Origin of the sequence: Bradyrhizobium sp., from assembly GCF_036735945.1 — a bacterium.
Classification (GTDB): Bacteria; Pseudomonadota; Alphaproteobacteria; order Rhizobiales; family Xanthobacteraceae; genus Bradyrhizobium.
This window is the reverse complement of record NZ_DAINNI010000010.1, coordinates 11,985-36,106: the sequence shown is the minus strand read 5'-3', so window position 1 is coordinate 36,106 and position 24,122 is coordinate 11,985. Positions and strand designations below refer to the sequence as shown.

The 24,122-nt window shown below is 63.7% G+C and carries 28 protein-coding genes; 10 read left to right on the top strand and 18 right to left on the bottom strand.

Annotated elements, in window-relative coordinates; genetic code table 11:
- Positions 1 to 18: 18 nt before the first annotated feature.
- From V7E26_RS05725 to V7E26_RS05715, 3 genes are all read right to left on the bottom strand, one after another.
- Entirely contained in the window at positions 19 to 693 is a 675-nt protein-coding gene (locus V7E26_RS05725) for a methyltransferase family protein (RefSeq protein WP_324414418.1), read from the bottom strand.
- Positions 694 to 783: 90 nt separating this feature from the next.
- Complete coding sequence (locus V7E26_RS05720) at positions 784 to 969, bottom strand: hypothetical protein (protein ID WP_324414416.1); 186 nt, start codon at positions 967 to 969, stop codon at positions 784 to 786.
- Between the two features lie 152 nt (positions 970 to 1,121).
- The gene (locus V7E26_RS05715; RefSeq protein WP_324414414.1) at positions 1,122 to 1,598 is read right to left on the bottom strand and encodes a hypothetical protein; all 477 of its coding nucleotides are present in this window, start codon (positions 1,596 to 1,598) and stop codon (positions 1,122 to 1,124) included.
- Positions 1,599 to 1,777: 179 nt separating this feature from the next.
- Here V7E26_RS05715 and V7E26_RS05710 point away from each other — a divergent pair, with 179 nt between their 5' ends.
- Both V7E26_RS05710 and V7E26_RS05705 read left to right on the top strand, forming a co-directional pair.
- Complete coding sequence (locus tag V7E26_RS05710; protein ID WP_324414412.1) at positions 1,778 to 3,430, top strand: fumarate hydratase; 1,653 nt, start codon at positions 1,778 to 1,780, stop codon at positions 3,428 to 3,430.
- Positions 3,427 to 4,101 carry a DUF429 domain-containing protein gene (locus tag V7E26_RS05705; RefSeq protein WP_324414410.1) on the top strand — a complete coding sequence of 225 codons (675 nt, stop codon included), beginning with the start codon at positions 3,427 to 3,429 and terminating at the stop codon, positions 4,099 to 4,101. Before V7E26_RS05710 ends, V7E26_RS05705 begins: the two co-directional genes overlap by 4 nt.
- A gap of 69 nt (positions 4,102 to 4,170) precedes the next feature.
- Here V7E26_RS05705 and V7E26_RS05700 read toward each other — a convergent pair whose 3' ends face one another.
- The 5 genes from V7E26_RS05700 to V7E26_RS05680 form a co-directional block, all read right to left on the bottom strand.
- The gene (locus tag V7E26_RS05700; RefSeq protein WP_324414408.1) at positions 4,171 to 4,467 is read right to left on the bottom strand and encodes a hypothetical protein; all 297 of its coding nucleotides are present in this window, start codon (positions 4,465 to 4,467) and stop codon (positions 4,171 to 4,173) included.
- Between the two features lie 128 nt (positions 4,468 to 4,595).
- Positions 4,596 to 5,153, bottom strand: a complete 558-nt coding sequence (locus tag V7E26_RS05695) for an inner membrane-spanning protein YciB (protein ID WP_324414406.1) — start codon at positions 5,151 to 5,153, stop codon at positions 4,596 to 4,598.
- 43 nt (positions 5,154 to 5,196) lie between these two features.
- On the bottom strand, positions 5,197 to 5,772 hold the full coding sequence (locus V7E26_RS05690; protein WP_324414404.1) for a hypothetical protein: 576 nt from the start codon (positions 5,770 to 5,772) through the stop codon (positions 5,197 to 5,199).
- Positions 5,773 to 5,924: 152 nt separating this feature from the next.
- Positions 5,925 to 6,332, bottom strand: coding sequence for an MAPEG family protein (locus tag V7E26_RS05685; RefSeq protein ID WP_324414402.1), 408 nt, complete (start codon positions 6,330 to 6,332; stop codon positions 5,925 to 5,927).
- Positions 6,333 to 6,437: 105 nt separating this feature from the next.
- Positions 6,438 to 7,841, bottom strand: a complete 1,404-nt coding sequence (locus V7E26_RS05680; RefSeq protein WP_324414400.1) for a carotenoid oxygenase family protein — start codon at positions 7,839 to 7,841, stop codon at positions 6,438 to 6,440.
- Between the two features lie 113 nt (positions 7,842 to 7,954).
- Between V7E26_RS05680 and V7E26_RS05675 the strand changes: the two genes are divergently transcribed.
- Positions 7,955 to 8,686 carry a TetR/AcrR family transcriptional regulator gene (locus V7E26_RS05675; RefSeq protein WP_324414398.1) on the top strand — a complete coding sequence of 244 codons (732 nt, stop codon included), beginning with the start codon at positions 7,955 to 7,957 and terminating at the stop codon, positions 8,684 to 8,686.
- A 459-nt stretch (positions 8,687 to 9,145) separates the two neighbouring features.
- Here the strand turns inward: V7E26_RS05675 and V7E26_RS05670 are convergent, their stop codons facing one another.
- Positions 9,146 to 9,712, bottom strand: coding sequence for a hypothetical protein (locus V7E26_RS05670; RefSeq protein WP_324414524.1), 567 nt, complete (start codon positions 9,710 to 9,712; stop codon positions 9,146 to 9,148).
- A gap of 216 nt (positions 9,713 to 9,928) precedes the next feature.
- On the opposite strand from V7E26_RS05670, the gene V7E26_RS05665 reads away from it, so the two are divergent.
- Positions 9,929 to 10,603 carry an SET domain-containing protein gene (locus tag V7E26_RS05665; protein WP_324414396.1) on the top strand — a complete coding sequence of 225 codons (675 nt, stop codon included), beginning with the start codon at positions 9,929 to 9,931 and terminating at the stop codon, positions 10,601 to 10,603.
- A 2-nt stretch (positions 10,604 to 10,605) separates the two neighbouring features.
- On the opposite strand, the gene V7E26_RS05660 is transcribed toward V7E26_RS05665, so the two are convergent.
- The gene (locus tag V7E26_RS05660) at positions 10,606 to 10,896 is read right to left on the bottom strand and encodes a DUF6522 family protein (RefSeq protein ID WP_324414394.1); all 291 of its coding nucleotides are present in this window, start codon (positions 10,894 to 10,896) and stop codon (positions 10,606 to 10,608) included.
- A gap of 16 nt (positions 10,897 to 10,912) precedes the next feature.
- A complete protein-coding gene (locus tag V7E26_RS05655; protein ID WP_324414392.1) occupies positions 10,913 to 11,341 on the bottom strand; it encodes an RrF2 family transcriptional regulator in 429 nt (142 codons plus the stop codon).
- Between the two features lie 77 nt (positions 11,342 to 11,418).
- On the opposite strand from V7E26_RS05655, the gene V7E26_RS05650 reads away from it, so the two are divergent.
- Both V7E26_RS05650 and V7E26_RS05645 read left to right on the top strand, forming a co-directional pair.
- Positions 11,419 to 11,898, top strand: coding sequence for a group III truncated hemoglobin (locus V7E26_RS05650; protein ID WP_324414390.1), 480 nt, complete (start codon positions 11,419 to 11,421; stop codon positions 11,896 to 11,898).
- A complete protein-coding gene (locus V7E26_RS05645) occupies positions 11,898 to 12,029 on the top strand; it encodes a hypothetical protein (RefSeq protein WP_324414387.1) in 132 nt (43 codons plus the stop codon). The genes V7E26_RS05650 and V7E26_RS05645 overlap by 1 nt, the downstream gene beginning before the upstream one ends.
- Positions 12,030 to 12,091: 62 nt before the next feature.
- On the opposite strand, the gene V7E26_RS05640 is transcribed toward V7E26_RS05645, so the two are convergent.
- Both V7E26_RS05640 and V7E26_RS05635 read right to left on the bottom strand, forming a co-directional pair.
- Positions 12,092 to 12,490: a hypothetical protein gene (locus V7E26_RS05640; protein ID WP_324414385.1), complete on the bottom strand. Its 399-nt coding sequence runs from the start codon at positions 12,488 to 12,490 to the stop codon at positions 12,092 to 12,094.
- A gap of 36 nt (positions 12,491 to 12,526) precedes the next feature.
- Positions 12,527 to 12,748, bottom strand: a complete 222-nt coding sequence (locus V7E26_RS05635; RefSeq protein ID WP_324414383.1) for a hypothetical protein — start codon at positions 12,746 to 12,748, stop codon at positions 12,527 to 12,529.
- Positions 12,749 to 12,848: 100 nt separating this feature from the next.
- On the opposite strand from V7E26_RS05635, the gene V7E26_RS05630 reads away from it, so the two are divergent.
- Both V7E26_RS05630 and V7E26_RS05625 read left to right on the top strand, forming a co-directional pair.
- Positions 12,849 to 13,667: a helix-turn-helix domain-containing protein gene (locus V7E26_RS05630; RefSeq protein WP_324414381.1), complete on the top strand. Its 819-nt coding sequence runs from the start codon at positions 12,849 to 12,851 to the stop codon at positions 13,665 to 13,667.
- Positions 13,668 to 13,794: 127 nt separating this feature from the next.
- Positions 13,795 to 14,607 carry a helix-turn-helix domain-containing protein gene (locus V7E26_RS05625; RefSeq protein WP_324414379.1) on the top strand — a complete coding sequence of 271 codons (813 nt, stop codon included), beginning with the start codon at positions 13,795 to 13,797 and terminating at the stop codon, positions 14,605 to 14,607.
- Positions 14,608 to 14,706: 99 nt separating this feature from the next.
- Here V7E26_RS05625 and V7E26_RS05620 read toward each other — a convergent pair whose 3' ends face one another.
- Together V7E26_RS05620 and V7E26_RS05615 are read right to left on the bottom strand one after the other, a co-directional pair.
- A complete protein-coding gene (locus V7E26_RS05620; RefSeq protein ID WP_324414377.1) occupies positions 14,707 to 16,497 on the bottom strand; it encodes an adenylate/guanylate cyclase domain-containing protein in 1,791 nt (596 codons plus the stop codon).
- A 190-nt stretch (positions 16,498 to 16,687) separates the two neighbouring features.
- Positions 16,688 to 17,482 (bottom strand): thioesterase family protein, encoded by a 795-nt coding sequence (locus V7E26_RS05615; RefSeq protein ID WP_324414375.1) that lies wholly within the window; start codon positions 17,480 to 17,482, stop codon positions 16,688 to 16,690.
- A gap of 162 nt (positions 17,483 to 17,644) precedes the next feature.
- Between V7E26_RS05615 and V7E26_RS05610 the strand changes: the two genes are divergently transcribed.
- Together V7E26_RS05610 and V7E26_RS05605 are read left to right on the top strand one after the other, a co-directional pair.
- A complete protein-coding gene (locus V7E26_RS05610; RefSeq protein ID WP_324414373.1) occupies positions 17,645 to 18,310 on the top strand; it encodes a DsbA family oxidoreductase in 666 nt (221 codons plus the stop codon).
- Between the two features lie 34 nt (positions 18,311 to 18,344).
- Positions 18,345 to 18,983, top strand: a complete 639-nt coding sequence (locus V7E26_RS05605; protein ID WP_324414371.1) for an NIPSNAP family protein — start codon at positions 18,345 to 18,347, stop codon at positions 18,981 to 18,983.
- Positions 18,984 to 19,082: 99 nt separating this feature from the next.
- Here the strand turns inward: V7E26_RS05605 and V7E26_RS05600 are convergent, their stop codons facing one another.
- The 3 genes from V7E26_RS05600 to V7E26_RS05590 form a co-directional block, all read right to left on the bottom strand.
- Complete coding sequence (locus tag V7E26_RS05600; RefSeq protein ID WP_324414369.1) at positions 19,083 to 20,027, bottom strand: cupin-like domain-containing protein; 945 nt, start codon at positions 20,025 to 20,027, stop codon at positions 19,083 to 19,085.
- Positions 20,028 to 21,224: a GNAT family N-acetyltransferase gene (locus tag V7E26_RS05595; protein ID WP_324414367.1), complete on the bottom strand. Its 1,197-nt coding sequence runs from the start codon at positions 21,222 to 21,224 to the stop codon at positions 20,028 to 20,030. It abuts the gene before it with no gap.
- A 174-nt stretch (positions 21,225 to 21,398) separates the two neighbouring features.
- Positions 21,399 to 24,119 (bottom strand): EAL domain-containing protein, encoded by a 2,721-nt coding sequence (locus V7E26_RS05590; protein ID WP_324414365.1) that lies wholly within the window; start codon positions 24,117 to 24,119, stop codon positions 21,399 to 21,401.
- Between the last annotated feature and the right edge of the window lie 3 nt (positions 24,120 to 24,122).

Sequence of the window (24,122 nt, the reverse complement as noted above, 5' to 3'; positions counted from 1 at the left end):
TGGTCCGCCTTCGTTATCTCACCACAGTCCGGGCACCAGACGATAGCGCACGCGCGCTGCGTAGTCAGCATAATCCGGCAGGCCTTCGATCAGCGCACGCTCCTCGATGCGCGCGCGAATGGCGAACAGAACCGCGAATATCGGTGCGATCGCGACGCCCCACCATGATCCGAGCAGTAGCGGCACCCCGAAGAAGAACAGCATGACCGCGCTATACATGGGATGGCGGACAAATGCATAAGGCCCGCTCGAGACGACATGGTGGTGACGCGCGGTCTGTACCTTCACGACCGGCGCGGCAAAGGAATTTTCGCGGAACACCCACATGATGAAGGCGGTCGACAGCAGGTACATCGCAAGTCCGACCGCCTGCAACGCAAGCGGAACATCTGACGCCTGCACGCGCCGGTCGAGTCCGATCGCAATCAGCCAGACCAGCGTTGCCGCCGCAAACGTGAGCATAAACTTCTTGTCGGCGGCCGGTTGATCCGCCTGGAACGTCGGCCGCATCCGCTCGGCCAGCAGGGCGGGGTCGGTCTTTGCGAGCCACAATCCGCAGGCGGGTCCGAGGATCGCGCTGACGACGAGGAACACCCACGCCGCCGGCCAGTCCAGCGAGCCCGCTGACGCAAACAGCACGGCGCCGAGCGCGACGACGAAGAAGGAATTCTGCAGCAGAAGTTTCGCGATCATGCCCGGGTTCCGTTCCCCCGCAGCGAGATGATCGCGCAATTCTTCGGCAAACTTGCGGCGTCGACTCGTTCCCGACGGGAACGTCAGCCCTTACGCGAACTGGTCGACCCGCGTTCCCTGACCGGGCGGCAAGGGGGCAACCAGCGTCGGCTGCGGCTTGCGGGTGCCGTCGGCCGGCGCGCCGTTCTGCACGTCGCGCGTCGGGTCGGGGGCCTTGAACACGGGGACTTCGGGCGCTTTGACCACGACCGTTGCGGGCACAGCAGAAATATTCATCGGAAGCATCCTTGTGCGTTGCCTCCGACACTGGCCGGGCTCAAGCGAATGATTGGTGAATCCGGCACCGCAATCCCGCGCCGATGCCGTCAATCCCGCAGGAGGGTGAACGGACGGCTCGCTGAATCGTTAGAATGCGATGGATCTGGAACCTATTCGTCCTTGCCGCGGGTGATCGCGATCCAGGACTCGGTCTTGTTGCGCTGGCACTCCAGGCTGAGACGGCGGAAGCGCATGCTGACCTTGTCGCCGCGGAGCAGGCCCATGCGCTTGAGGCAGCGCGACGCGCCGGTCGTGGTGTCGTCCTTGGTCACCGAAAAGACGAGCGCGGCCATGGCGCCGACCAGCGAGATGAATTCCGGCTTCGGCTTGCGGTCGCCCTTTGCGTAGAGCTCGATGGAAAACTTGTCGCCGCGGCAGGAGACCGACAATTCCTTGGCGAGCGGGTGCGTCAGATAGACGGTGTTGGCCGCCTTGAAGTTGACCTTCAGCCTGTCGATCTGGCCGGCCAGCTCCTTGGCGCTGTCGTCGCAGCGGTCGGCGCGCGCCGGCGATGCGCTGACGCAAGCAACGAGGGCCAGCGCCACGGCAAGCAGGATCGGTCGGTGAAATCGTGGTCCCAAAGCCATTGTGAATGCCCCTATGCCCTAACTACGCCCGCGCGCCGAATTTCCTGCAAGGAGCGCGCGCGGAAGTCAACTTGCTTGTCACGGGCAAGCAAAACCTTCCTTTTGGTCGAAAAATGCTTAGAACGGGTCTATCTCCGCGGCGCCGTTCCGGCCGTCGCAGGCCAACCCGAGATATCGACATGAACGCCCCGACCGCTTTTCCCGACCAGAAGCCCGTTCCGCCCTACAAGCACACGCCGCTGTTTCCGCTTGGGCCCGATACCACGCCCTACAAGAAGATCACGACGGAGGGCGTGCGGGTCGAGAAAGTGCTCGGCAAGGATATGCTGGTGGTGTCGCGCGAGGCGCTGCGGGCGCTGTCGGAAGCCGCCTTCGGCGACATCAATCACTATCTGCGGCCCGGCCACCTGAAGCAGCTCCGCTCGATCCTTGACGACAAGGAGGCCAGCGACAACGACAAGTTCGTCGCCTTCGATTTCCTGAAGAACGCCAACATCGCCGCCGGCGGCGTGCTGCCGATGTGCCAGGATACCGGCACCGCGATCATCATGGGCAAGAAGGGCTGCAACGTCATCACCGATGGCGACGACGAGGCGGCGCTCTCCGAAGGCGCCCGCGACGCCTATCTGCGCCGTAACCTGCGCTACTCGCAGGTGGCGCCGCTTTCGATGTACGAGGAAAAGAACACCGCCAACAACATGCCGGCGCAGTGCGAGATCTACGCCGAGGGCGACGACGCCTACAAGTTCATGTTCATGGCCAAGGGCGGCGGCAGCGCCAACAAGAGTTTCCTGTACCAGGCGACGCCCTCGGTGCTGACCAGGAATCGCCTGCTCGCGTTCCTGAAGGAGAAGGTGCTGACGCTGGGTACCGCGGCGTGCCCGCCCTATCACCTCGCCATCGTCATCGGCGGCACCTCGGCCGAGCTTTGCATGAAGACGGTGAAGCTTGCTTCCGCGCGCTATCTCGATGCGCTGCCGACCCAGGGCTCAGCCGACGGCAACGCCTTCCGCGATCTCGAGATGGAGCAGGAAATCCTCAAGATGACGCAGTCGCTCGGCGTCGGCGCGCAATTCGGCGGCAAGTATTTCTGCCACGACGTTCGCGTGATCCGAATGCCGCGCCATGGCGCCTCGCTCCCGATCGGGCTCGGCGTCTCCTGTTCGGCCGACCGCCAGGTGCTCGGCAAGATCACCAAGGACGGCGTCTATCTCGAAGAGCTCGAGCATAACCCGGCGCAATATCTGCCCGCGGTCGAGCAGTCGCTCGGCGGCGAGGTCGTCAAGATCGACCTCAACAAGCCGATGAAGGAGATCCTGGCGACGCTGTCGCAATATCCGATCAAGACGCGGGTCTCGATGACTGGCACCATGATCGTCGCGCGCGATTCCGCCCACTCGAAATTGCGCGAGCGGCTGGAGAAGGGCGAGCCGCTGCCGGACTATTTCAAGAACCATCCGGTGTACTACGCCGGCCCCGCCAAGACGCCCGATGGATACGCGTCCGGCGCGTTCGGCCCGACCACCGCGGGACGGATGGATTCCTTCGTCGACCAGTTCCAGGCCGCCGGCGGCTCGATGGTGATGGTCGCCAAGGGCAACCGCGCGGTCGCGGTGCGCGAGGCCTGCAAGAAGTATGGCGGCTTCTATCTCGGCTCGATTGGCGGTGCTGCGGCAAACCTCGCCGAACACTGCATCACGAAGGTCGAGGTCGTCGAATATCCCGAACTCGGCATGGAAGCGATCTGGCGCATCGAGGTGGTTGATTTCCCGGCCTTCATCATCGTCGACGACAAGGGCAACGACTTCTTCAAGGAATTGAACCTGGGGTGAGGGCGCTCGGCCTCGACGGGTTCAGCAGAGGCTGGGTCGCCGTGCTCCTCGACGGCGACCGCCACGAAATCAGGTTTTGTCGCGACATCGCCGAGGCGCTGTCCATCGGCTTCGATCGCGCGGCGATCGACATTCCAATCGGCATGACCGATGACGGCGAGCGGGCCTGCGATCTGCTCGCCCGCGAGCGGTTGCGGCCGCATTTTTCGCGCGTGTTCACCGGGGCTCGCCGGTGGTTGTGGACTGAATTCTCCGATCCGGACCGGGCCAATGAGGATGCCGTGCGGCGCGGCCAGAAGCGGGTGTCGCGCCAGCTCTGGCATCTCGGCCCGAAGATCATGGAGGTGGATGGGTTCGTGCGAGCCAATCCTGCTCAGGATATCCGCGAGGCTCATCCGGAACTGGTCTACTTGCGCCTCAACGGCACCAAGCCGCTGCCGTCGAAGAAATCGGAGGATGGGATACGTCTGCGCTGCCGGCTGCTGAAGCGGCAAGGGATCAGGGCGATCGACAGGTGGCTGGCCGACGAGCGTTTGGGCACCGGCGCCAAGCGCGACGACGTGCTTGACGCCTGCGCCGTTGCGATTGCCGCACGCGACGTCACCGGCTGCGTTCCGGAAGGCTCAGCGCCACGCGATGCCTACGGCCTGCCGATGCAGATCTGGTCGTGAGTTCATCGCAACGACGGTGGTCTTGCGCATAGGCAGGAGAGGAAGGAGGCGTCGCCGCCTCCTGATGCGTCAGACCCGCGTGCCGGAGAACGGGAAGCTGCCCATGGGCCCGATGCCCATCTCGCCGCTCATGCTGTCGCCGGAGACCTTCCCGATGAACTCGAGGGTCAGCGGCATAGGATTGGTGATCGAGACCTTCCAGTTGATGGCGTCGCCGCTGACGGCGCCGTCGAAGATCGGCGCGGAATTGCCGTCGGCGCCCTGCGTGCCCGTCAGCGTGCCGCCGGAATTCAACAGGGTCAGCGTCGCCTTGCGCTCGCCCATCGGCGTGCTCATGGTGAGATTCCAGTTTCCGTCCACGGCCATTGCTGTCTCCCGACATTTGTCCCGGCAAACCGGAATGGCTTGCGAGATCCGCTAAACTCGATCGGCGGTATAGCCCATCTCGCCACACAAGCCCAACCGTCTCAAGCGTCCTTTTGACGCTGATATCTTCAGGCGCGCTGGGCGGCGGCGCGAAGCCGGCTGCCGACCAGAATACGAAACGCGACGTATTGAATTGCAAACGCCGCGACCTTGGCGCCGACCAGCACGACCGTCACATAGAAGGTCCACAGCTTCATGTCGCCGGTCATGGCGACGCCGATGGTGCCGGCGCCAAGCGCGAAACAGAGGGCGGCCCAAGCATAGCCCGCGAAGGTGACGTATTCGGGAATCGTCTGCGACACGATCGGCGGCATGTAGCGCAGCATCCAGCCGCGCTTGAGCATGATGGCGCCGATCGCGAAATGCCCGATCGCGGGCTTCGCCAGCACGAAGCGCGGATCGTGGGTCAGGAGCGTGGCGCTGCCGAGCACGATGACGAGCGCAAGGCTGGCCCACGTCATGTAGCCGAGCTCCTTGCCCTTGATCCGCGAGTAGATCACCTGGCCGATGGCACCGGCGATTGCTACGCCCGTTGCCAGCAGCACGTTGTCGGTTGAGAGATAAATCGCGAGGAATACGATCGTGGAGAAGAAATCGGCGCCCAGTCTGGCGAATACGTCCTTCATCGTCTTGCTCTCTGGTGCTCGTGTTGCGGTCTGAGGTCAGGGTTCAGTTGGTGCCGGGGAGGGCGTTCGCCGGCGTACCATACTTTGCCTTGCGATATTGTGGATACCACGTCGTGAAATAGGCGGCGCTGTTGCGGGCGGCGAAGGCGATCACGAGGCTGGACCACAGCGGCAGGCCCGGCACGTAGATGGTCAGCACGTTGCCGACGATCATCAGGACAAACGTGGCATTCCAGGCCCAGGTGATGAGATAGACCGCCTTGATGAAGCCGGGCAGCTTTGCCGTCTCGGCATCGACCTCCTCAAGCGCGTATTGCATGACGAACGGCTTGCGGATGATCAGCGAGCCCAGCGCGATCGCGAGCATGCCGATATCGATCGAAAGCTTCACGGCGGAGGTGCTCATGTGCGGATCGATCAGCGCGATATAGGCGCCCAGCCCGCTGAACATGAGAACGCTACCCGCGCCGAGGATCTTGATCGAGCGGCCCCGATAGACGTCGATGCCGATGACCGCGAGGCAGATCGCAGCTGCCGCGAACAGGCTGATCTCGGCCGTGGTCACCAGCATCAGCAGGGCGAACGCGCCGAAGGGTGCGAGGAGCAGGAAGAGGATCATGGTGGCCTCTGAAGCAATAATCTTTACAACGTAAAGATACCGTAGAGCCGCAGGCTGGAGTCGTCAAGGAAAATCTTTACAGTGTCAAAATAAGCGGATAAATTACGAACATTCTCGTATTTTCAACGTCTTGAATGTCTGCTTGGTTGTCTTCAGGCGCCCGCAAGGGCGCGCGACAGGATCGTGAGCGCGCACGCAAGCAGCAGGAACAGCGTGATCGTGATGCCGCCGACGCGGCCGATGCGGAATTGCAGCGTGTTGGGTGCGGCGTACATGCCGAGCGGGTGCAGCAGCCGCGACAGCAGCAGCGCGCCCATGAGGAGATGTACCCATGCCGCCGAAAGGCCGGACATTTCCAGCATCGCGACCATCAGAGTGATGATCGGGACGTATTCGATGAAGTTGGCATGTGCGCGGATCGCGCTGCGCAGTTGCAGGCTGCCATTGTCGCCGAACGCGGCGCGGTCGCGCTGGCGCAGCCGCCCGACCTGAACCGCCAGCACGGTGTAGAGCAGGGCGAGGACGGCGAGATAGGTTGATGTGATTGAGGGCAGGTGCATGTGGTTCTCCCAGGGGTCCATCTACCTACCACGTCATTCCAGGTTCATCGCTGCGCGATGCCTCCGATGTGCAATTGCACATCGGAGAATGACGGCTTGAAGCGCTTACTCCCCGCCGACCCAGTTGCCGTGAAAGCCGTCGGGCACGCGGTGGCCGAGATGCACCAGCGCGACCGGGCCGGCTTCGACGTCCTGCGCGTTGAATACCGCGAGATCGCTGCGGTTCTCCCGCGCGCGCCAGACCGCGGCGAGCAGCCAGCCGTCGCCTTCGGCGGCGTCGGGTCCGCGCTCCACGAACACCGGCTCGGAAATCGTGTCGCCGGCGGGCAGCAGGTAACGCCCGAGGCGCTTGCCCCTGCCGTCGACATGGACGATTCCGGACAGCGCGCCGAACATCGGCAGGTCAGGATTGGCGCAGGCGTACCAGCCATGGCTGTTCGAAAGGCCTGCACGGCGATCGTCGATACGCGGGAATTCGCCGGTGAGATCGTCGAGATAGGTCTGCGTGAAGCGGTCGGTATTGCCGGCGAGATCGAAGGTCCAGCGGCAGTAGCGCGCCCGCGATTTCTGCGGATCGGTCTTCGATCCGTCGGGATGGGGGAATAGCGGGGCTTCCTCGAACTGCATCACGTCGGCGATGATGCGGCTGCCTTCTTCCCAGGCGTTCATGACGTGGAAGACGTAGCAGTTCTCGGCACGGAACCAGACCAGATCATTCGCCGATCCATTCCGCTTCATGACGCCGACATAGGCGCCCTTTTCCGGCTCCCAGGCGTAGGGCGGGCCGCCGCGCATCGCGCGCTCCATGCTGCCGGTGATGGGCAGGATCGGAAACAGCAGATGATTCTCGGTGACGATGAAGTCGTGCACCATGCTGGCATAGGGCGCGTCGAAACGGTCGAACCGCGTCACGACGCCGGAGGCATTGACCGAACCGAAGGAGAGGGCGGGTGTGAGCGGGCCCTTGGCGTTGTAGCCGAAGAACACCATTTCGCCGGTTACCGGATCGATCTTGGGATGCGCGGTGAAGGGGCCCTTGATGGTGCCCTCATAGTCGCAATAGCCGACACGGTTCAGCGTGCCGGGCTCGATCTCGGTCGGCAGATGGCCTTCCTCGAGCGCCAGCAACTTGCCGGCATGGAAGATGATGTTGGTGTTGGCGACGCCGCCATCGTCGGTGATCCCGGCCGGCGCACCCGGCAGCTTGCGGCCGAAGCCGCCGAACAGCGCGCGGCCGGCGTCGTGCTCGGCCAGCCATTTCGGCGTGCGGACCCAGCGATTGCGATAGCTGGCACGGCCGTTCTCCAGGTGAAAGGCGTGCAGCATGCCGTCGCCGACGAACCAGTGGGCGCCGGGGGCATCGAACTGCGGATTGGGGCCATTGCGGTAGAGCGTGCCGTTCAGTTCGCGCGGCAGCTCGCCAGAGACCTTGAGGTGCGGCGCGTCGCATTCCATCGGAATCGGCGCCAGATTGGTCCGCGCCCAATCCGCATTCACCTGGTCGAGCATCTCGCGTCTCCTCTGAAGTTTATCTTTACATCGTAAAGATATCAGTAGGCATGCCAAGTGGCGTCGTCAAGCAAAATCTTTACACTGTAAAAATTGCGGCTATAAGGAGTCGCATGGCCAGAGCATCAAGAGAATCAAGAGTGACCCGTCCTGCCGCGAGACGGCGTCCGGCAAGAGTCGCGACCGAAAGGCCGGCGAACCGCCGCCGCTCGGCCGGCGAAGCTCCCTATCATCATGGCGACCTGCACGACGCGTTGCTTGCCGCCGCCGAGCAGGTGCTGGAGCGCGACGGGCTGCCCGGCCTGACGCTGCGCGCGGTGGCGCGCGAGGCCGGCGTCTCGCATGCGGCGCCCACGCATCATTTCGGCGATCTCTCGGGATTGTTGAGCGAGCTTGCCGCCATCGGCTTCCGCCGCTTCAACGCAGCGATGATCGCGGCGGGCAACAGCGAAACGTTGCCGCTGATGAAGGCGCTGGCGCGCGCCAAGGCCTATGTCGCCTATGCGCAGGCGCAGCCCGGCATGTACGGGCTGATGTTCCGGACCGAACGGCTCGACATGATGCGGCCCTCGCTGCACGAGGCGGCCACCGCCTCGTTCGAAGGCCTGGCGACGGCCGTGAGCCTTAGCCGCAACGAGAAGATGACCGGCGAGGCGTTGGAGACCCTGTCGCTCGACCAGGCCGCCGCGATAGCACGAGCGTGGTCGCTCGTGCACGGTTTCACCATGCTGCTGCTCGACGGGCGGCTGAAGGACATCCTGCACCGGCTGCCCGAAGGCACCGGCGTGGACCAGTTGCTGGATGCGATGCTGCGCTCGACGGTGCCGCGGCCGCCGGGGATGTAAAGGCGCGCTCAGCAGCCCTTGCAGATCTTGGTTTGCCGCGCGAGTCTCGCATCGGCTTCCGCGTCTTCGTTGGGCGCCCGCGTCCAATCGTCATACCGCGCCTTGGCGTCCGATTGGGGCGGCGGGGCGCCATTCAGCGGGCCGAGAACGATCTCGCGATCACGGCTCGGCGCGGCCCGTCGCACGGGCTTGGACGGAGGCCCGGCCGGCTCGCCATCTGCCGTCGGCGGTTGACCCAATCCATCCCAGGCGAGCGGCGTGCCGGGCGCCGGAGCCGAACAGCCTGTGCCTGATACGCAGCAGCCGGAGAGGGCGCTGCAGGCCACAAGGAGTGCAATGAGTTTCGTGTGCACCACTGCCCCTCCAATTGATGACGCAGCAAAAATCCGGATTTCCAACTCAGGTCACTCAAGCCTGAAGCTTTGACGTTAATGCGGCGATAAAGTGCCGCCCTGTATCTCATTGTCGCGCTGCCATGTCCACCGCGCGGCCGCGCTCACCGATTACCTTCACCTCATCCTTTCCGCACTTGAAATCACGCGCAAATTCGTCCGCCGCCTGGCGCGCGAGCTCGTTGGCATTGCGGTTGGCCTGGCCGTCGACATAGGCGACATGGCACACCGGCCCCGGCGGCAGCCGCGTCACCGCCAGCATCGGTTTGCTGACAGGCTTTCCGGTCTTGTCCTCGTCGTCGATATCGGCGATCAGCCAGCGCTGAATGATGGCAAAGGGTTTGCCCTCGATGGCCCGCCATTCGACCGTGTGGGCCGTGGAATTGAACGGACCGAACCAGGTCTCCGCGGCGGGTTCCCTGGCTGCGGCTTCGCGAGTTCGGCCTACCGACACGGTTTCGCGCAGGTCGCCCTCGCTGATCAGAACCACCAGACCCCACTTGCCGGGGCAAACCTGCGTGGTGCTGCCGTCTTCCGCTCCGGGTTTGCCGATCGTCCGGCAGTCCTTTGGCGCGGTGGAGGTGTAGCTGCTGCTGAAAGTTTGGGCGTCTGCCGGTACCGGCAGAACAAACATGGCGCCGAGAAGCGCCAGGGCTGGCAGCCCCGCCTGGGAATTGGGAACGAAATTCATCTGCTGCCCTTGCTGGGGAAGGCCTTCGGCCATGTGACGTGTGCAATCTGGGGAAGGTTCAATGGAACAGCGCGAAACACCTGACTTTGCCTCGGAATCGTCCTAGAAGGGCGGCTTCGCAATTCCTCGTTTCAAGAGCGTGCAGTCAATTCAATCGTCATGCCGTCCATACCATCGAACAAACCCTATCGCGTCGGCCGCTCCCGCACCGGACTCGGCCTCTTTGCCACCAAACCGATCAGGAAGGGCAGCAAGATCATCCGCTATTTCGGGCCGCTTCTCGATTCCAAGAAGAAAGAAGAGGACGAGATCGAGAACAAGTACCTGTTCGAACTGACCAACCGCTGGACGATCGACGGCTCGGTCCGCGAGAACGTCGCTCGCTACATCAATCATGCCTGCAAGCCCAATGCCGAATCCGACGTCAAGCCGCGCAAGCGCAAGGTGTTCATCCGGGCGATCAAGAACATCGAGCCGGGCGAGGAGATCAATTACGATTACGGCACCGACTACTTCAAAGCCTATCTCAAGCCGATCGGCTGTAAATGCGACGCCTGCGAGAAGAAGCGCAAGAAGAAGCGTGCCGAGGCCCGCGAGGAGCGGGCGCGCCTGAAGGCCAAGGCCGAGCGCAAGGCCTTGAAGAAGGCCGAGAAGCTCGCCAAGGCCAAAGCGAAGCTGAAGGATGAATTGAAAGCGAAGGCTGAGCGGAAGAAGAAGCTCAATGGCCATTCGCTGAACGGCGGTATCAGCACCAAGACGGCCGGCAAGAAAACTGCTGGCAAGAAGCCCGCCGGGCGGAAGCGAACGACCCCGGCGCCGGCCCTGCAGGCCTGAGTTTACCCGCCGCTCCTGTGCGCCGATTTTGGCAGCGCCGAATTGCCGAAATCGACCGACGAGCGCTGAACGATCGCGCCTGTTGCGTCGACCACGACGCGAAACCGCCGATGCTCGGAAAAGAAGGTGAGGCGGTGCCTGCCGGCATCGGCGTCAATCCCGCGCTCGGCACGGCTCGTGACCCTGCCGGCGTGCATCTGCTGTCGCAGCGATAGCGGCGTCAGGCCGAGACCTTCGGCAACGATGGAGGCGTCGATTTGCACGGCGCCGTTGTCGAATTCGATCGGTTGCATACTTGCCTCCTTGCGGTCACGCGTGGACCGGGTTTCGCCTGGCCGGCGCCGGATAAGCGCATTCCGCCAGCGTCGTGGAATCGAGTTCGCGCATGAAGGCCTCGCGCGCGGCGGCGAGCTTTGCCTTCAGCCGGCAGCGCGGCTTCAGCACGCATTCACCGCCGTCCTCCCTGAAGCATTCGACCAGCGGCGGACCTTCCAGCGCGCGCACCACTTCGCCGATGGTGATGGATTGTGCCGGGCGCGCCAGCATGAAGCCGCCGCCGACACCGCGCTGGGTCGTGATGAAGCCGCTGTCGGCGAGGTCGCGCACCACTTTGGCCAGATGATTGCGGGATATGACGAACTCGGCTGCGATCTCGCTGGTGGCGAACGAGCGGCCGGGCTCGCCCGCCAGCCGCATCAGGGCGCGCAAGGCAAAATCCGTAAACGATGTCAGGCGCATGGGAGCTCTTTCGAAATATCCGCTTGCAAATCATCTATAGCCGTCTAAATAGGTATTTGAAATACCTATTTAAGGGCATGCCGAGAATGGAAGCGATCGTGGCGGGGCCGGAGCGGCGAGAGCGGCTGACGGCGGAAATCATGGAGCGGACAGGGATCGACGAGGCGATGATCGAGCGCCTGGTGCGAGGCTTCTATGCCAAGGTGCGCGCTGATGTCGTGCTGGGGCCGATCTTCGATGCCAGGATCAAGGATTGGGAACCGCATCTGATGCAGATGTGCGCGTTCTGGTCGTCGGTTGCCCTGATGACGGGCCGCTACCACGGCACCCCGATGGTCAAGCACCTCCCGCTGCCGGTCGACGGCGGCCATTTCGACCGCTGGCTCGCGCTGTTCGAGCAAGCGGCCCACGAGATCTGCCCGGGCGAGGCCGAAGCGCATTTTGTCGAGCGGGCGCGACGGATCGCGCAAAGCCTCGAGTTCGGCATCGCCGGCGCCCATGGCGTCATGCTGGGCAAGGGAGAACGATTTCGGCGCGACCAGGAAGGAGCAGTCTAATGGCGTATCGTGGACATCTCATCAGCGGTAAGGAGTCTAACCCGTATTCCGGCAGCAGCCTGGTGCCGATGCTGGTCATTGGGTTGATCCTCACCTTTGCAGGAATGATCGTGGCGGTGATGTTGAGCTAACGGTTACTTGCGCCATTCCGGGTTCGATGCTTTCGCATCGCCCCGGAATGACGAAACGCAACTTACGCCGTCACCGTCTCACCATTCCTGCGCAGCCCGATAAACTGCAGCTCTGCAAACAGCCCGGTGGCAATCGCCTGCGCCACGATGAAGACCTGACCAAGCAGGTTCGGCGACACCGCGCCGGAGAACAGCAGCGCGATGCTGCCCAGCGTCCATGCCGCGTTGCCCACGATCACCAGCAGCACCAGCGCCTTCGCCACCGTCGAGCGCGAACTGAGCCAGCCGACCAGCGCCGTATAGGCGATCAGGAACAGGCCGGTCTCGCGCAGCAACGCTTCAGGCAGATTGAGGAACGGCGCAAGGGCGCCGGCGCCGAGCGTCAGGACAACAGCGGCAACGCCGCTGAAGAAGGCGTCGGCGAGCAGGGCACGGCTCAGGAAGGTCGAGGGGCGGATCATGACAAGTCTCCTTGCTTGGGTGGTTGAGGGCAGGGGTCAGCGTTGCAGCAGCGACCGGAGCTGACGCAGCAGCCGCACAGGACACAGCGCCTTGCCGATCCGGTTCTCGATCGTCTGCACCTGCACGAACACGAACACGCCGGTGTCGTGTACGACCGGCTGCGGCATGTTCAGCGAACGGGCCAGCAGCCAGGTCGCCAGCTTGACCGCTACGGGGATCACGGTTGCGGCGAGGCGGAAGAGCGAGAGCATCAGCATGGGTCATCTCCTGTGCTCTCAGGATGAGCCGGCCCGAGACCGGTTTCGATTACCTCGGACGTAATGGAATGGATGAAATTCGCATGGTAGGTTTTCCACCATGAACGCACATGCTGCCGCGGCGCGAGCCGAACGATCGAGGCCCAATCACATCGGCGATCACCTGCGCGAATGGCGCCAGCGTCGCCATCTGAGCCAGCTCGATCTGGCGGGAGATGCGGAGATATCCGCGCGCCACCTCAGTTTCGTCGAGACCGGCCGCGCCTCGCCTTCGCGCGAAATGGTGCTCAAGCTCGCCGAGCGATTGGAGGTTCCCTTGCGTGAACGCAACGTGCTCCTGGTCGCCGCGGGCTTCGCGCCGGCCTTTCCGCAGCGCTCGCTGGACGATCCCGCGCTGAAATCCGCGCGGCATGCGATCGATCTGGTGCTGCGGGCGCATGAGCCCAATCCGGCGCTGGCCTATGACCGGCACTGGAATCTGGTGACGGCCAACCGCATGGTGGCGCCGCTGCTCGAAGGACTGCCGCCGCATCTGCTCGGGCAACCCTTCAACATCTTGCGGCTGGCCTTCCATCCCGAGGGCCTGGCGCCGCGCACGGTCAACCTCGCCGAATGGAGCGCGCATCTTCTGGAGCGGCTGCACCGGCAATGTGAGGCCACCGCCGATCCCGAACTGCTCAAGCTCTATCAGGAGCTGAAGTCCTATCGGATGCCGGCGCGTTCCGGACCGGTCCCGGCCGACAATGTCGCGATCCCCTTCAAGCTGCGGCTTGGCAACGATGTGCTGAGCTTCATTTCGACCACCATGGTGTTCGGCACGCCGGTCGACATCACGCTGCAGGAGCTGGCTCTGGAAACCTTCTTCCCGGCGGACGACCTGACGGCCGAGCGGATGCGGCAAATTGCGGCTGGCTTGTAGGATGGGTGGAGCGAAGCGATACCCATCACGGCTTACGCCGGATCGGTGGTAATGATGGGTTTCGCTGCGCTCTACCCATCCTACACACGCGGTTTACACCGCAGCGCTGCCTTCGCATAATCGCCGCATGGACCCGCGCCAACATGCACCGCTGTCGATCAATCCGGTTGGCGATCTCCTGCGCGGCTGGCGCACCCGCCACGCCATGAGCCAGGCCGACCTCGCATTCGAGGCCGGCATCTCGATCAAGCATCTGAGCTACGTCGAAACCGGCAAGGCCGCCGGCAGTCGCGACATCCTGTTGCAACTCGCTGCCGCGCTCGGTCTCTCCTTGCGCGACCGCAACGCGCTGCTGGAAGCCGGAGGCTTCGCGCGCCAGTATGGCGAGCGCGATCTCTCCGCGCCTGAAGTCGCCGACGCCCGGCGCGCGATCGATCTGCTGCTGCGCCGGCACGAGCCGTTTCCGGCCATCGTCACCGACCGGCGCTGGAACGTGGTGCAGGCGAACCGCGCCGCTGCGCGGCTGATGACAATGCTGCTCGGCGAGGAGCGGATGACGCGGCCGCTCAATCACATGCGGATGTTTCTCGCGTCGGACGAATTGCGCCCATTCGTCGCGGACTGGCCGCAGGTTGCCGCCGCGCTGCTCGCGCGCGCCCGCCACGAGGCGATGGCCGCGCCGCTCGACCTGGCCCTGCAATCGACCTGGCGCGAACTCCTGAAGCTGCCCGATATCCCGACGCCACAGCTCAACGAGACCGATCCGCCGGGCCCGCTTTGCGAGGTGCGGCTGAAGAAGGGCGATGTCAGCATCGGCCTGATCGGCGCGGTGCTGACGCTTGGCACACCGCAGGACGTCACGCTGCAGGAATTGCGCGTGGAGATGTTCATGCCGGCGGACGAAGGATCGGAAGCAACGCTCGTAAACTTAGGGGGATGATCAGCTAGTCCAAGAGTTCGCAGCGAGGTCCTCATTCGGCTCGAGAGGTCTCGATGCAGATTGCTCTCATGAGGAATCGCTCGACCATGTCACGCGCGATCACATCTCCGGCACCCCAGCCAAACGCATGCCCTGATAGAAACGTTCACGTCTCGCCAAATAATCAGGATCCTTGGTTGGTGACCGAAGTTGGAAGTGTCGGAGAGTAAAACCTGGATCTAACGCAAGCCCCACTTGTGCGGCCATCCGCGCCTCGTCGATCGATCCAAGAAGCGCTAGCGCCGCGGCGAGATTGAAATGCGCGAGAGGAAAGTTGCGGTTCGCCTCGATGCTCCGGCGCAACCAGGCAACTGCCTCGGCGTTGGCGTCGAGATGCACGCGCGCCATGCCGGCCCACATCATCCATCGGTGAGCGAACACGTCGCGAGGTGAAAGACGCAACGCTTCAAGGATATGCGTCTCAGTCTCCGCAGCGCGACAAAGAATATACTTGGCCATACCGATCCAGCCGTGAGCATTTGCTAAATTGCGATCCAGCGATAACGCCTGCTCACATTCGACGACACCCTGAGCGACTCGCTCCGTGAAGATATGCACGGCGCCCAGATACATATGAGCCTCCGCGTATTGAGGCGCCATGGACAAGGCTTTGATCAAGGCCATCTCCGCCGCCGCAAGGGGCACAGCTCGGCCGTCAGCACCAAAAATGGCGCCTCTGTTGAAGTCGACTATTGCCGTGCCAACGCGTGCTTCGACGCTAGCGGGGTCGAGCGCTAAAGCGCGTTCGAAATAGGCACGTGCTTGCGTCAGATGCTGGGTCGTAAGTCCTTCGTGCAGGCAGGCCATGCCCTGAAAATGCATATCCATCGCGTCGGGATTTGGCGAACGTCGCGCTCGCCGCGCTTCGGCCGCGACGAGTTGGGCATCCAGCGTATTTGCGAGCCTTGATACGATTTCGTCCTGCATGTCGAAGAGGTCGGCGACGGCCTTGTCGAAGCGTTCAGCCCAAATGTGATTGCCGGATTGGGCGTCGATCAACTGGACGTTGATCCGAAGCCGATTCCCACCTCGCTGCACCGAGCCTTCGAGCACGTAGCGGACACTCAATTCATGCCCGACTTTCTTCACGTCAACGGCTTTGCCTTTGAAGGTGAACGCGGTATTTCGCGCGATGACGAACGAGCCCCTGATGCGCGACAGGTCCGTGGTCAGGCTCTCCGTAACGCCATCGACGAAATGGCCCTGTTCGGGATCGCTGCCGATGTTCGAAAAGGGAAGCACCACAATGGAAAGTCGAGGCGCCAAAGAGGAGATCGAAGGTTTGCCGTCACTGTGCGCAATCGGGCGATACCCATCGGGTCCCAAGCCGTAGGCGCGGACTGGAAGCGCTATGTTTTTCAGGACTTGCTCGCCCAAATCGGCAAACTCAACCCCGATCTTGCCTCGCACTTGATCGTAGGCGGAAGCCGAGACGCAGATACCACCGGGTTCTGCGATTCCCTCAAGCCGTGCGGCGATGTTGACTCCGTCTCCAAAGATATCATGCGGCTCGACGATTATGTCGCCGATGTTAATTCCGATTCGGAAAGCAATGCGCTTGTGTTCCGATTCGCCGATTGCAAAATCCCTCACACGGACTTGAAACTGCAAGGCGGCTCGAACTGCTTCAACCGCGCTGGGAAATTCCGCCAAGAACCCATCGCCGGTCTTCTTCACGATCCGGCCGCCGTATTCGGCAATCGAAGGCTCGACAATTTCTGCGAGGAGCGCGGTCAGATTGGCGTGCGTACCTTCCTCATCGTGGTGCATAAGCCGCGAATAGCCAGCCACGTCGGCCGCCAATATCGCAGCCAACTTGCGCTCGACCCGGACTGGCCGTTCCTGCACCATCGCCCGCAATCCGCCAAGAGCGATACTGTATGATGGATTGGACGGAGCGCCAAAAGCTATTTGGGAGACACGAAGGCAGGATGATGTCGGTTTTTGGCGCTTTCGAACCTCAGGCAAGGCCAACGTGATTCCGGCATGCGCACCAAAGCGGACATTAGTCGACTGGCTCTGTCTTTGTGGATTCAGCGACTCAAGATGCCTGAGCTTGCGCGGCGCGCCGCTCGAAGGTCATGGCCTGCAGCACTTCTGCGAACGGTCCTTTGCAATCGCTTAAGCTCGCCATCGTCAGCCCGGCGCCATCTGCGCCGGCGCGGGTGCGCGAGCGGATCAAAATCCAGTCGCCTTCCGGCGGGCGGAAGAAGTACAGGCTGATCTCCGGATTGATGAAGGTCCATTCCCGCATGTCGACGATCTGGCCGACGCCGCTGGCAAAATCCGCTGATTGCACCGCCTGCAGCAGCGGCGTATTGCGCTCGCCCTCGACCATCGGCACGTCGAGCCGCATCCATGCGGCTGCGGGACCGGGCTTCTCCAGCGCGCCTTCGATCAGCCGCACCGAGACGTTCTGGAAATAGCGGCTCCATTTCTGCGCAAAGGCCGGCGGCGGCGTGCCGGTCTCCGGCGCGGCGTCGGTGCGGTCCTTCGAGAACGGATCGGCCGGGGACTCGCTGCCTTGCACCGTCAATAGTGCCGTGCAGCGGCCGATCTCGACGTCGCCGTCCGTGAGCCGCACCTGCAGGGTCTTGGCCTTGCGGCCGTCACGCAGCATGTCCGTCGTGAGCCCGTAGGCCCGCAGCCCGGCCGGGCGCCACAGGTCGAAGGTGAGGCGGCGGACCGCAAAGCCGGAGGCCTCCGCAACCCGCTCGACCTCGCGCGTCATCAAGGCCGTGGTGGCGCTGCCCTGCAGCATCTCGGGGGACCACGGCCCCCCGGCCTGCTCGGTGGCGCGAAACAGGGGGCCTTCGGGCTTGAAAATGGCGGTCATGGCGCGGCTCCGAGGTTCAGATCGATAGGACGGAGTTCTAGGAAGGCCGGCAGGGTCCCACAATAACCGCGGAGGTGAAGTGATACGAGACATGCCGATATCGCCCTTGTCTCCCCATTGGATCGGGCTACCTTCCGGGCACCATTCAGCGAGGACGCCCCGATGAGCACCCTGAAACCTCTCAAGATCGACATCGTCTCCGACGTGGTCTGCCCCTGGTGCTATATCGGCAAGCGCCGGATCGAGAATGCGCTGGCACTGGTGCCCGATGTTCCGGTCGAAGTGAATTGGCGGCCGTTCTTCCTCAATTCCTGGGTGCCGCGCGAGGGTATCAGCCGCGACGAATATCTCACCGCCAAGTTCGGCTCGGTGGAGGCCTACAAGGGCATCGCCGGCCGCGTCGTGGCGGCGGCGGGCGAGGAGGGCCTGACCTATCGGCCCGAACTCGTGAAGCGCCAGCCCAACACCATCGATTGCCACCGCCTGATCCACTGGGCGGAAGCGATCGGCAAGGCGGCCGAGATGAAGCAGCGGCTGATGGAATTGTACTTCCGCGATGGCGGCGATCTCACCGACGTGAACGTGCTGGTGCAGGCCGCGGCCGATATCGGTCTCGATGCCGATGACGTCCGCAGGCGCCTTGCGACCGATGAGGATGTCACGCGGATCTCCGCGCAGGCGCAGGAGGCCGCGGACAAGGGCATCTCCGGCGTACCGACCTTCGTCTTCGCGCAGAAATACGCCGTCTCCGGCGCGCAGCCTGCCGAGCAGCTTGCCCGCGCCATCCGGCAGGTCTCCGGCGAAATCAACGCGCAGGCGGCTGAGTAATTCAACAACAAACAACAACATCTGGGGAGGCGTCATGATCTACGAACTACGAACCTACACCGTAAAGCCGGGCACGCTCGGCGACATGGTCAAGGCCGCGAGCACGGTGTCGCGCGAGATCCGCAAGGACGATTACGGCAAGCTCGAAGGCTACTGGTTCACCGAGATCGGACCGCTCAACCAGGTCCTGCACATGTGGAGCTACAACAGCTTTGACGAGCGGGCACGGATGCGCGCGGAGCTGGCCAGGAATCCGCGTTGGACCGGCGAGTACGTGCCGCTGATCCGCCCCTTGCTGGTGCGTCAGGAGGTCCGACTGATGAACGCGGTCAAGCCGCCGGTCGCGCCGGCCTCGACGGGCAATGTCTACGAACTGCGCAATTACCGCGGCAAGGCGGCGGGCGGCCTCAAGCAATGGCTCGACGCGTTTACGGCGGTGCTGCCGGAACGCGAGAAATATTCGAAGATCGTCGGCCTCTGGACCACCGAGGCGGGACAGCCGAACGAGGCCTGCCACATCTGGGCCTATCCCAGCCTCAATGCCCGCGCCGAAGCGCGCGGCAATGCGATGAAGGATCCGGCGTGGCAGGAATTCCTCGGCAGGGGGCCTGGCTTCCTGGAGGAAATGCACTCGACCATCATGCTGCCGGCGCCGCATTCGCCGCTGAAGTGAGATATTCGTGGAATTGTAGCCCGGATGAGCGCAGCGACATCCGGGACTATTCTCACACCGCCCCGGATGTCGCTGCGCTCATCCGGGCTACGAAGAGGCTTACGCGCCCTTCAAATAATAATTCGCGCGCTTGCCGAGTGCGATCCGCCGCAATACGCGGCGCATCGCCATCGAGGCGCGCAGCGGTTTGATCAGGGTCGTCACCGTCCGGTAGACCGCAAGCTTCAGCGCATCGAGCACCGGCTGCCTGCCCGGCGGCTGCTGCGGCAGGCCGATGCCGCGCAGCATCGAATTGAAGAAGTGCAGATCGTTCATCCGTCGCACTTCGCGCGTCTTCCAGGTGATCGCCATCGAGATCGAGAACGAGCCCGCGGTGCGCACCCAGTGCGGCCATTGATACGGCACGTAGCAGCCGTCGCCCGCGAACAGGTGGAATTCCGTGCCGCGCGGCGCAATGCTCTCATCATATCTCAGGTTGCGGTGCTTCGTCATCGAGCGCTCGATCTCCTCGTCGGAGACGATCGAACGGTCGGTGTTGTCGAAGATCGTGAAGTATTTCTCGCCGTGGACGTGGACGAAAAAATTGTCTTCGCTGTCGAGATGGAACGGCGTGGTCGAGTTGGGCGAGGACACGAACAGGAATCCTTCGACCTGCTCGAAACCGGCATCCAGCAGGCTGTTGAAGCCGCGGGCGCGGGCGACCGAGAGCAGCGTGTCCTCCAGCAGCGCCCGGTATTCGGGCGAGTTCTCGACGCGCTTGAGCACCATCCAGGCGCCGGCGGTTTCGATGCTTTTCACGACTTCGACGGGATCGAGGTCGACGGTCGGGATCGCATCCGGATCCTGGCTGATCGCGACCCCTCCGGAATTATATTCGATCAGGTCGCGCGGCAGTTCGGAGGCCAGTTGCGCGATGCGTGGCAGCGTCAGCAGCGGATGGCCGGCGAGCCTGTGGCGGATCGCGAACGGCTTCAGCGGGAAATCGCGGCGCAGCGCTTCGTGCTCGGCGGTGATCACGGGCGCGATGGCAGTGAGCGTGTTCATCTAGGATTTCTCCTGCCGTGCCCGGATGAAATGAACGAGGCGGCGCGCCGGTTCGCGGATGGCGCCGCGCAACGCCAGCGCGGCGCGGATCAGCGCCACCACCGGATCGTTCCGCCGCAGCGGGATCAGGACGTCGCCGATGGCAAGGCGCCCGCGCCAGATCGGGTTGATCATGGGATGGTCGGGGTTCGCGGTGGAATCCACCGTCGAAATATCAGGGTCGGCGCAGAGATGCCGGGTCAGATCCAGCGTGAGTTGCACCCCCGGCGAGAATCTTGCGAAGCGTTCGTCGACGCCGAGCTTGAAATAGAAGGCGCGATGGTGATGGCGCAGCACGATCGCCGCCGCCACCGGCGTCGCGCCGGCACGCAAGCTCACGATCTCGCACTGGCCGGTCGCGGCCAGTGCGGGGACCGCGCGGCGGATGAAGGTCGCATCGCCCTCGTCCTGGCCGAGCGCCGTGCCGCGCTGGCCTTTCCAGCCGCTTGCCTCCAGCTTCAGGAATGTTTCGAGCGCGGCGGCTGTCTCAGTCGGCGTTCGCGCCACCTCGAAACCGACGGTGCCATGTTCGGCAAGGCGATTGCGCTGGCGGCGCAGTTCCTTCAGCTTCTTTTGCCCCAGCGCCTCGCGCAGAAGTATCTCGGCATCGGCGTTGGCGTCGAGGCAGGCGCGGACATGCGATTGCAGCACCAGCGGCTGCATGCCGTCGCGACGCAGCACCTCGGTAAAGGCTTGCATGGCCGCGCCCTCGAGCGAGGTGGCGCGGAAGATCAGCGCATGCGCGCCGGCCTGCCGGGCGCTGTGCAACAGGCTCGCCACGGCATCCTCGGCCATGTCGGCGTCGAGCAATGGCGTGCAGAGCGTGCCGTAGGGGTCGGCGCTGACCAGCGCCGGCAACGGAATCCTGTAGGCGCGCCACATCGAGATCACAGGCACGAGGCCGATCAGGCGCTTTTCATCGCGCCATGCGCCGAGCGCTGCGGCATCGGTGCGGCCTCCCGCAGAGGCGTTCACCGCCAGTTCCCATTCGGGAAGGTAATAGCCGTTCGGTTCGGCCGCGCGTTCGGACAGCGCGCGCCATTGAGCCATGGAGACGGCGGCAAGCGGCATCAGCGCGGCGCCGGACGCCGGCACGCGCGTGTTCGTATCCGTGCTCGATGCACGCTGCATCGTCGATGTGTCGGCTATGTCAGCCACGTCCCCGCATCCCCGTTCGCGATTTATGCGGCCGGCGACGCCTTTGGGGGCGCCGTGTGGCCATCGCGTTCACGGGGCAACGGTAACGGAAGAGGTAGAAAAGAGTGTTTCTGCGAGGCCTGAATTTGAGCGGTTGCGTTAACGGATCGTTAGCCTGATTGGTCCGCGTCGGCCTCACGCCACTTCGGCGGTCGCCGGGGCGGTCAGGAATCTGGCTTCGAACTCGCTGGCCGGCATCGGCCGCCCGAAGAAATAGCCTTGGCCTTCTTCGCAGCCCATGCGGATCAGGAAGTCGGCGGTAGCCCGATCCTCGATGCCCTCGGCGATGACGGAGAGGCCGAGTTGCCTGGAAAGGCCGATCGTCGAACTGACGATCGCGGCATCGTCGGGATTGGTCAGCAAGCACAGCACGAAGGAGCGATCGATCTTCAGCCCGTCGAGCGGGAATTTCTTCAGATAGCTCAGGCTGGCAAAGCCGGTGCCGAAATCGTCGAACACGAGGCGAACGCCAAGCTCCTGAATCTCGCGGAACGTGTTCAGCGCGGCCTGCTCATCGTGGAGCAGGATGTCTTCGGTGACCTCGAGCTCGAGGCTGGTTGGACTCAAGCCGGTGTTCGCCAGCGCCTGCGCGACCGAGATGGCGAGACCGCCCGATCCCATCTGGATCGGCGCGAGGTTGACGCCGATGCGGAGCCTGTGTCCGGCGCCTTCCCAGGCGGCGCCCTTGGCGCAGGCGGCCTGCAGCACCCGCTCGGCAATCCGCTCGGAAATCGAGGAGGTGTTGACGACCGACATGAATTCCGAAGGCGAGAGCAGGCCCCGCTCCGGATGACGCCAGCGGATCAGCGCTTCGGCGCCGATCAGGCGGCCATCGGCCAGATGCACCTGCGGCTGGTAGAACAGTTCGAATTCGTCGCGGTCCGCCGCCAGCACCAGTTCCGCCTCCAGCGTCAGGCGCGTCTCCAGTTCGCGACGGATCGAGTCCTCGAACAGCACACAGCCGCCGCGGTTGGTGGCCTTGGCGCGGCTCAGTGCCATATGCGCGTTGCTGAGCAGTTCGTCGGCGGTTCGTCCGTCGGTGGGGCCAACGGCGGCGCCGATGCTGACCTTGATGCGGAGGTGGCGGTTGCCGGCCAGCAGCGGCGCATCGAAGCTGTCGCCGATCTGTTCGGCGAAGCCGCCGAGGTCGTCTCCGATATCGCCCGTGGGAACGACGATGGCGAATTCGTCTCCGCTCAAGCGCGCGACCAGACCTTCCGGTGGAATAGCCGGCGTCAGTCGTTGTGAAATGGCGCGAAGCACGAGATCGCCAAAACTGTTGCCGAGCATCTCGTTGATCTGCTGGAAACCGTCGATACCGATTACCAGCAGTGCGACCTGGTTCCCGTCCGCTTCGGCCGTGGACATTTTTTCTTCAAGCCTGGCGTGAAGCGTGTTCCGGTTGATCAGCCCCGTCAGCGTGTCGTGTTCGGCCAGATACTTTATTCGCGCAGCCTCGCGCTTGCGCACCGAGATGTCGCGCAGGATCGCGCCGAACTGCAGGCCGTCGGCGCCCTGCCAGCCGGAGAAGCTGGCTTCGACCGGAAATACCTCGCCGTTACGCCGGCGTCCGTCGAATTCGATCACGGTTCCGGCGGCGAGTTCAGCCGCCTTCCTGATCGAGAAGGCGGCAACCGTTTCGTCGTGGGCGCAGATATCGTCGAACGGACGGCCGATCATCTCGTCGGGCTGGTAGCCGAAGATCGCCGTCGCGCCCGGATTCCAGGCCGTGATCATGTAGCGCGAGTCGGTGCAGACCAGTCCGTCGCCCAGCGACATCGCGACGCGCTGGAAGCGGCTTTCGGCGACGCGGCCGAGCAGATTGCGGATGTCGATTTCGTCGAGTGCGATCGTGGCGATGTAGATCGCGACGGCGATGTGAAACAGCGCCGTGTCTGGAATCAGCGGGAACATCGCCTGCAGCAGGAACGCACCGGCTTCCACCGTGGCGGCCATTGCGAGCAGTATCGCCACCCGCTTGCTGGCGGACAGGCGACGCCACGTCGCCAGCATGACGAGAACGAGCAGCGCGAGGCCGGCCGCCGTGACGACACCCGAAGTCCATTGCAACGCGCGGTTTTGCAGCAGCGATTCCAGTGCGAGGGCCTGGAGAACGGGCCCGGGCAGGATCGCGCCGTTCGGGACGCTGAAGCGGTCGCCCAGTTCGAGCGCGGTGGCGCCGACGATGACTTTCTTGCCGCTCAGCTTGCGCAGCGTCGCTTCGTCGCCGAGCCTTACTTCGTTGAAGGATATCTTTGGGATTCCGGTGGTACGAATGCTGAAATCGATCAGGAACGGCGTGCGCTTCTCGTCATATTGTCCGGCGAGCACCGCCGCCATCGCGGGCACGAATTTTTTGCCGATGGTCTCGCCGAACGGGTAGCGGCGAACCAGCCCGTCCGGCCCGACTTCGACGTTGACGAGCGCGGGCCACGAATGCTCGGCAAATTGCGGCAGCGGATGGTTGAGGTGAAGCTCCTTGCGGTCGACGCGGGGCTGCTGGAAGGACGGCAGCACGATCGATCCGCCCGCGCTCTCGAGGGCCTCGGCGAAGTTGCGGTCGGACGCCGCATCCGATGGCGTCGAGAAATCGATGTCGAGCGCGATATCCTGCGTATCGGCCTTTTGAAGCTGGCGCAGCAGTTCGGAGTAGAGCGAGCGCGACCAGGGCCAGACGCCGACCTCGTCGATGGACGGAGCATCGATCGCGATGACGACGACATCGCCGCTCGCCTGGCGCGGTTGCCATGCGAATCGCAGATCGACCAGCGCATGGCGGAGCCCGCTGTGCCATCCCCCCAGCGCGACGATTGCCAATGCAATCATCGCGAAGATCTGCGCCCGGTATCGTTTCACCTG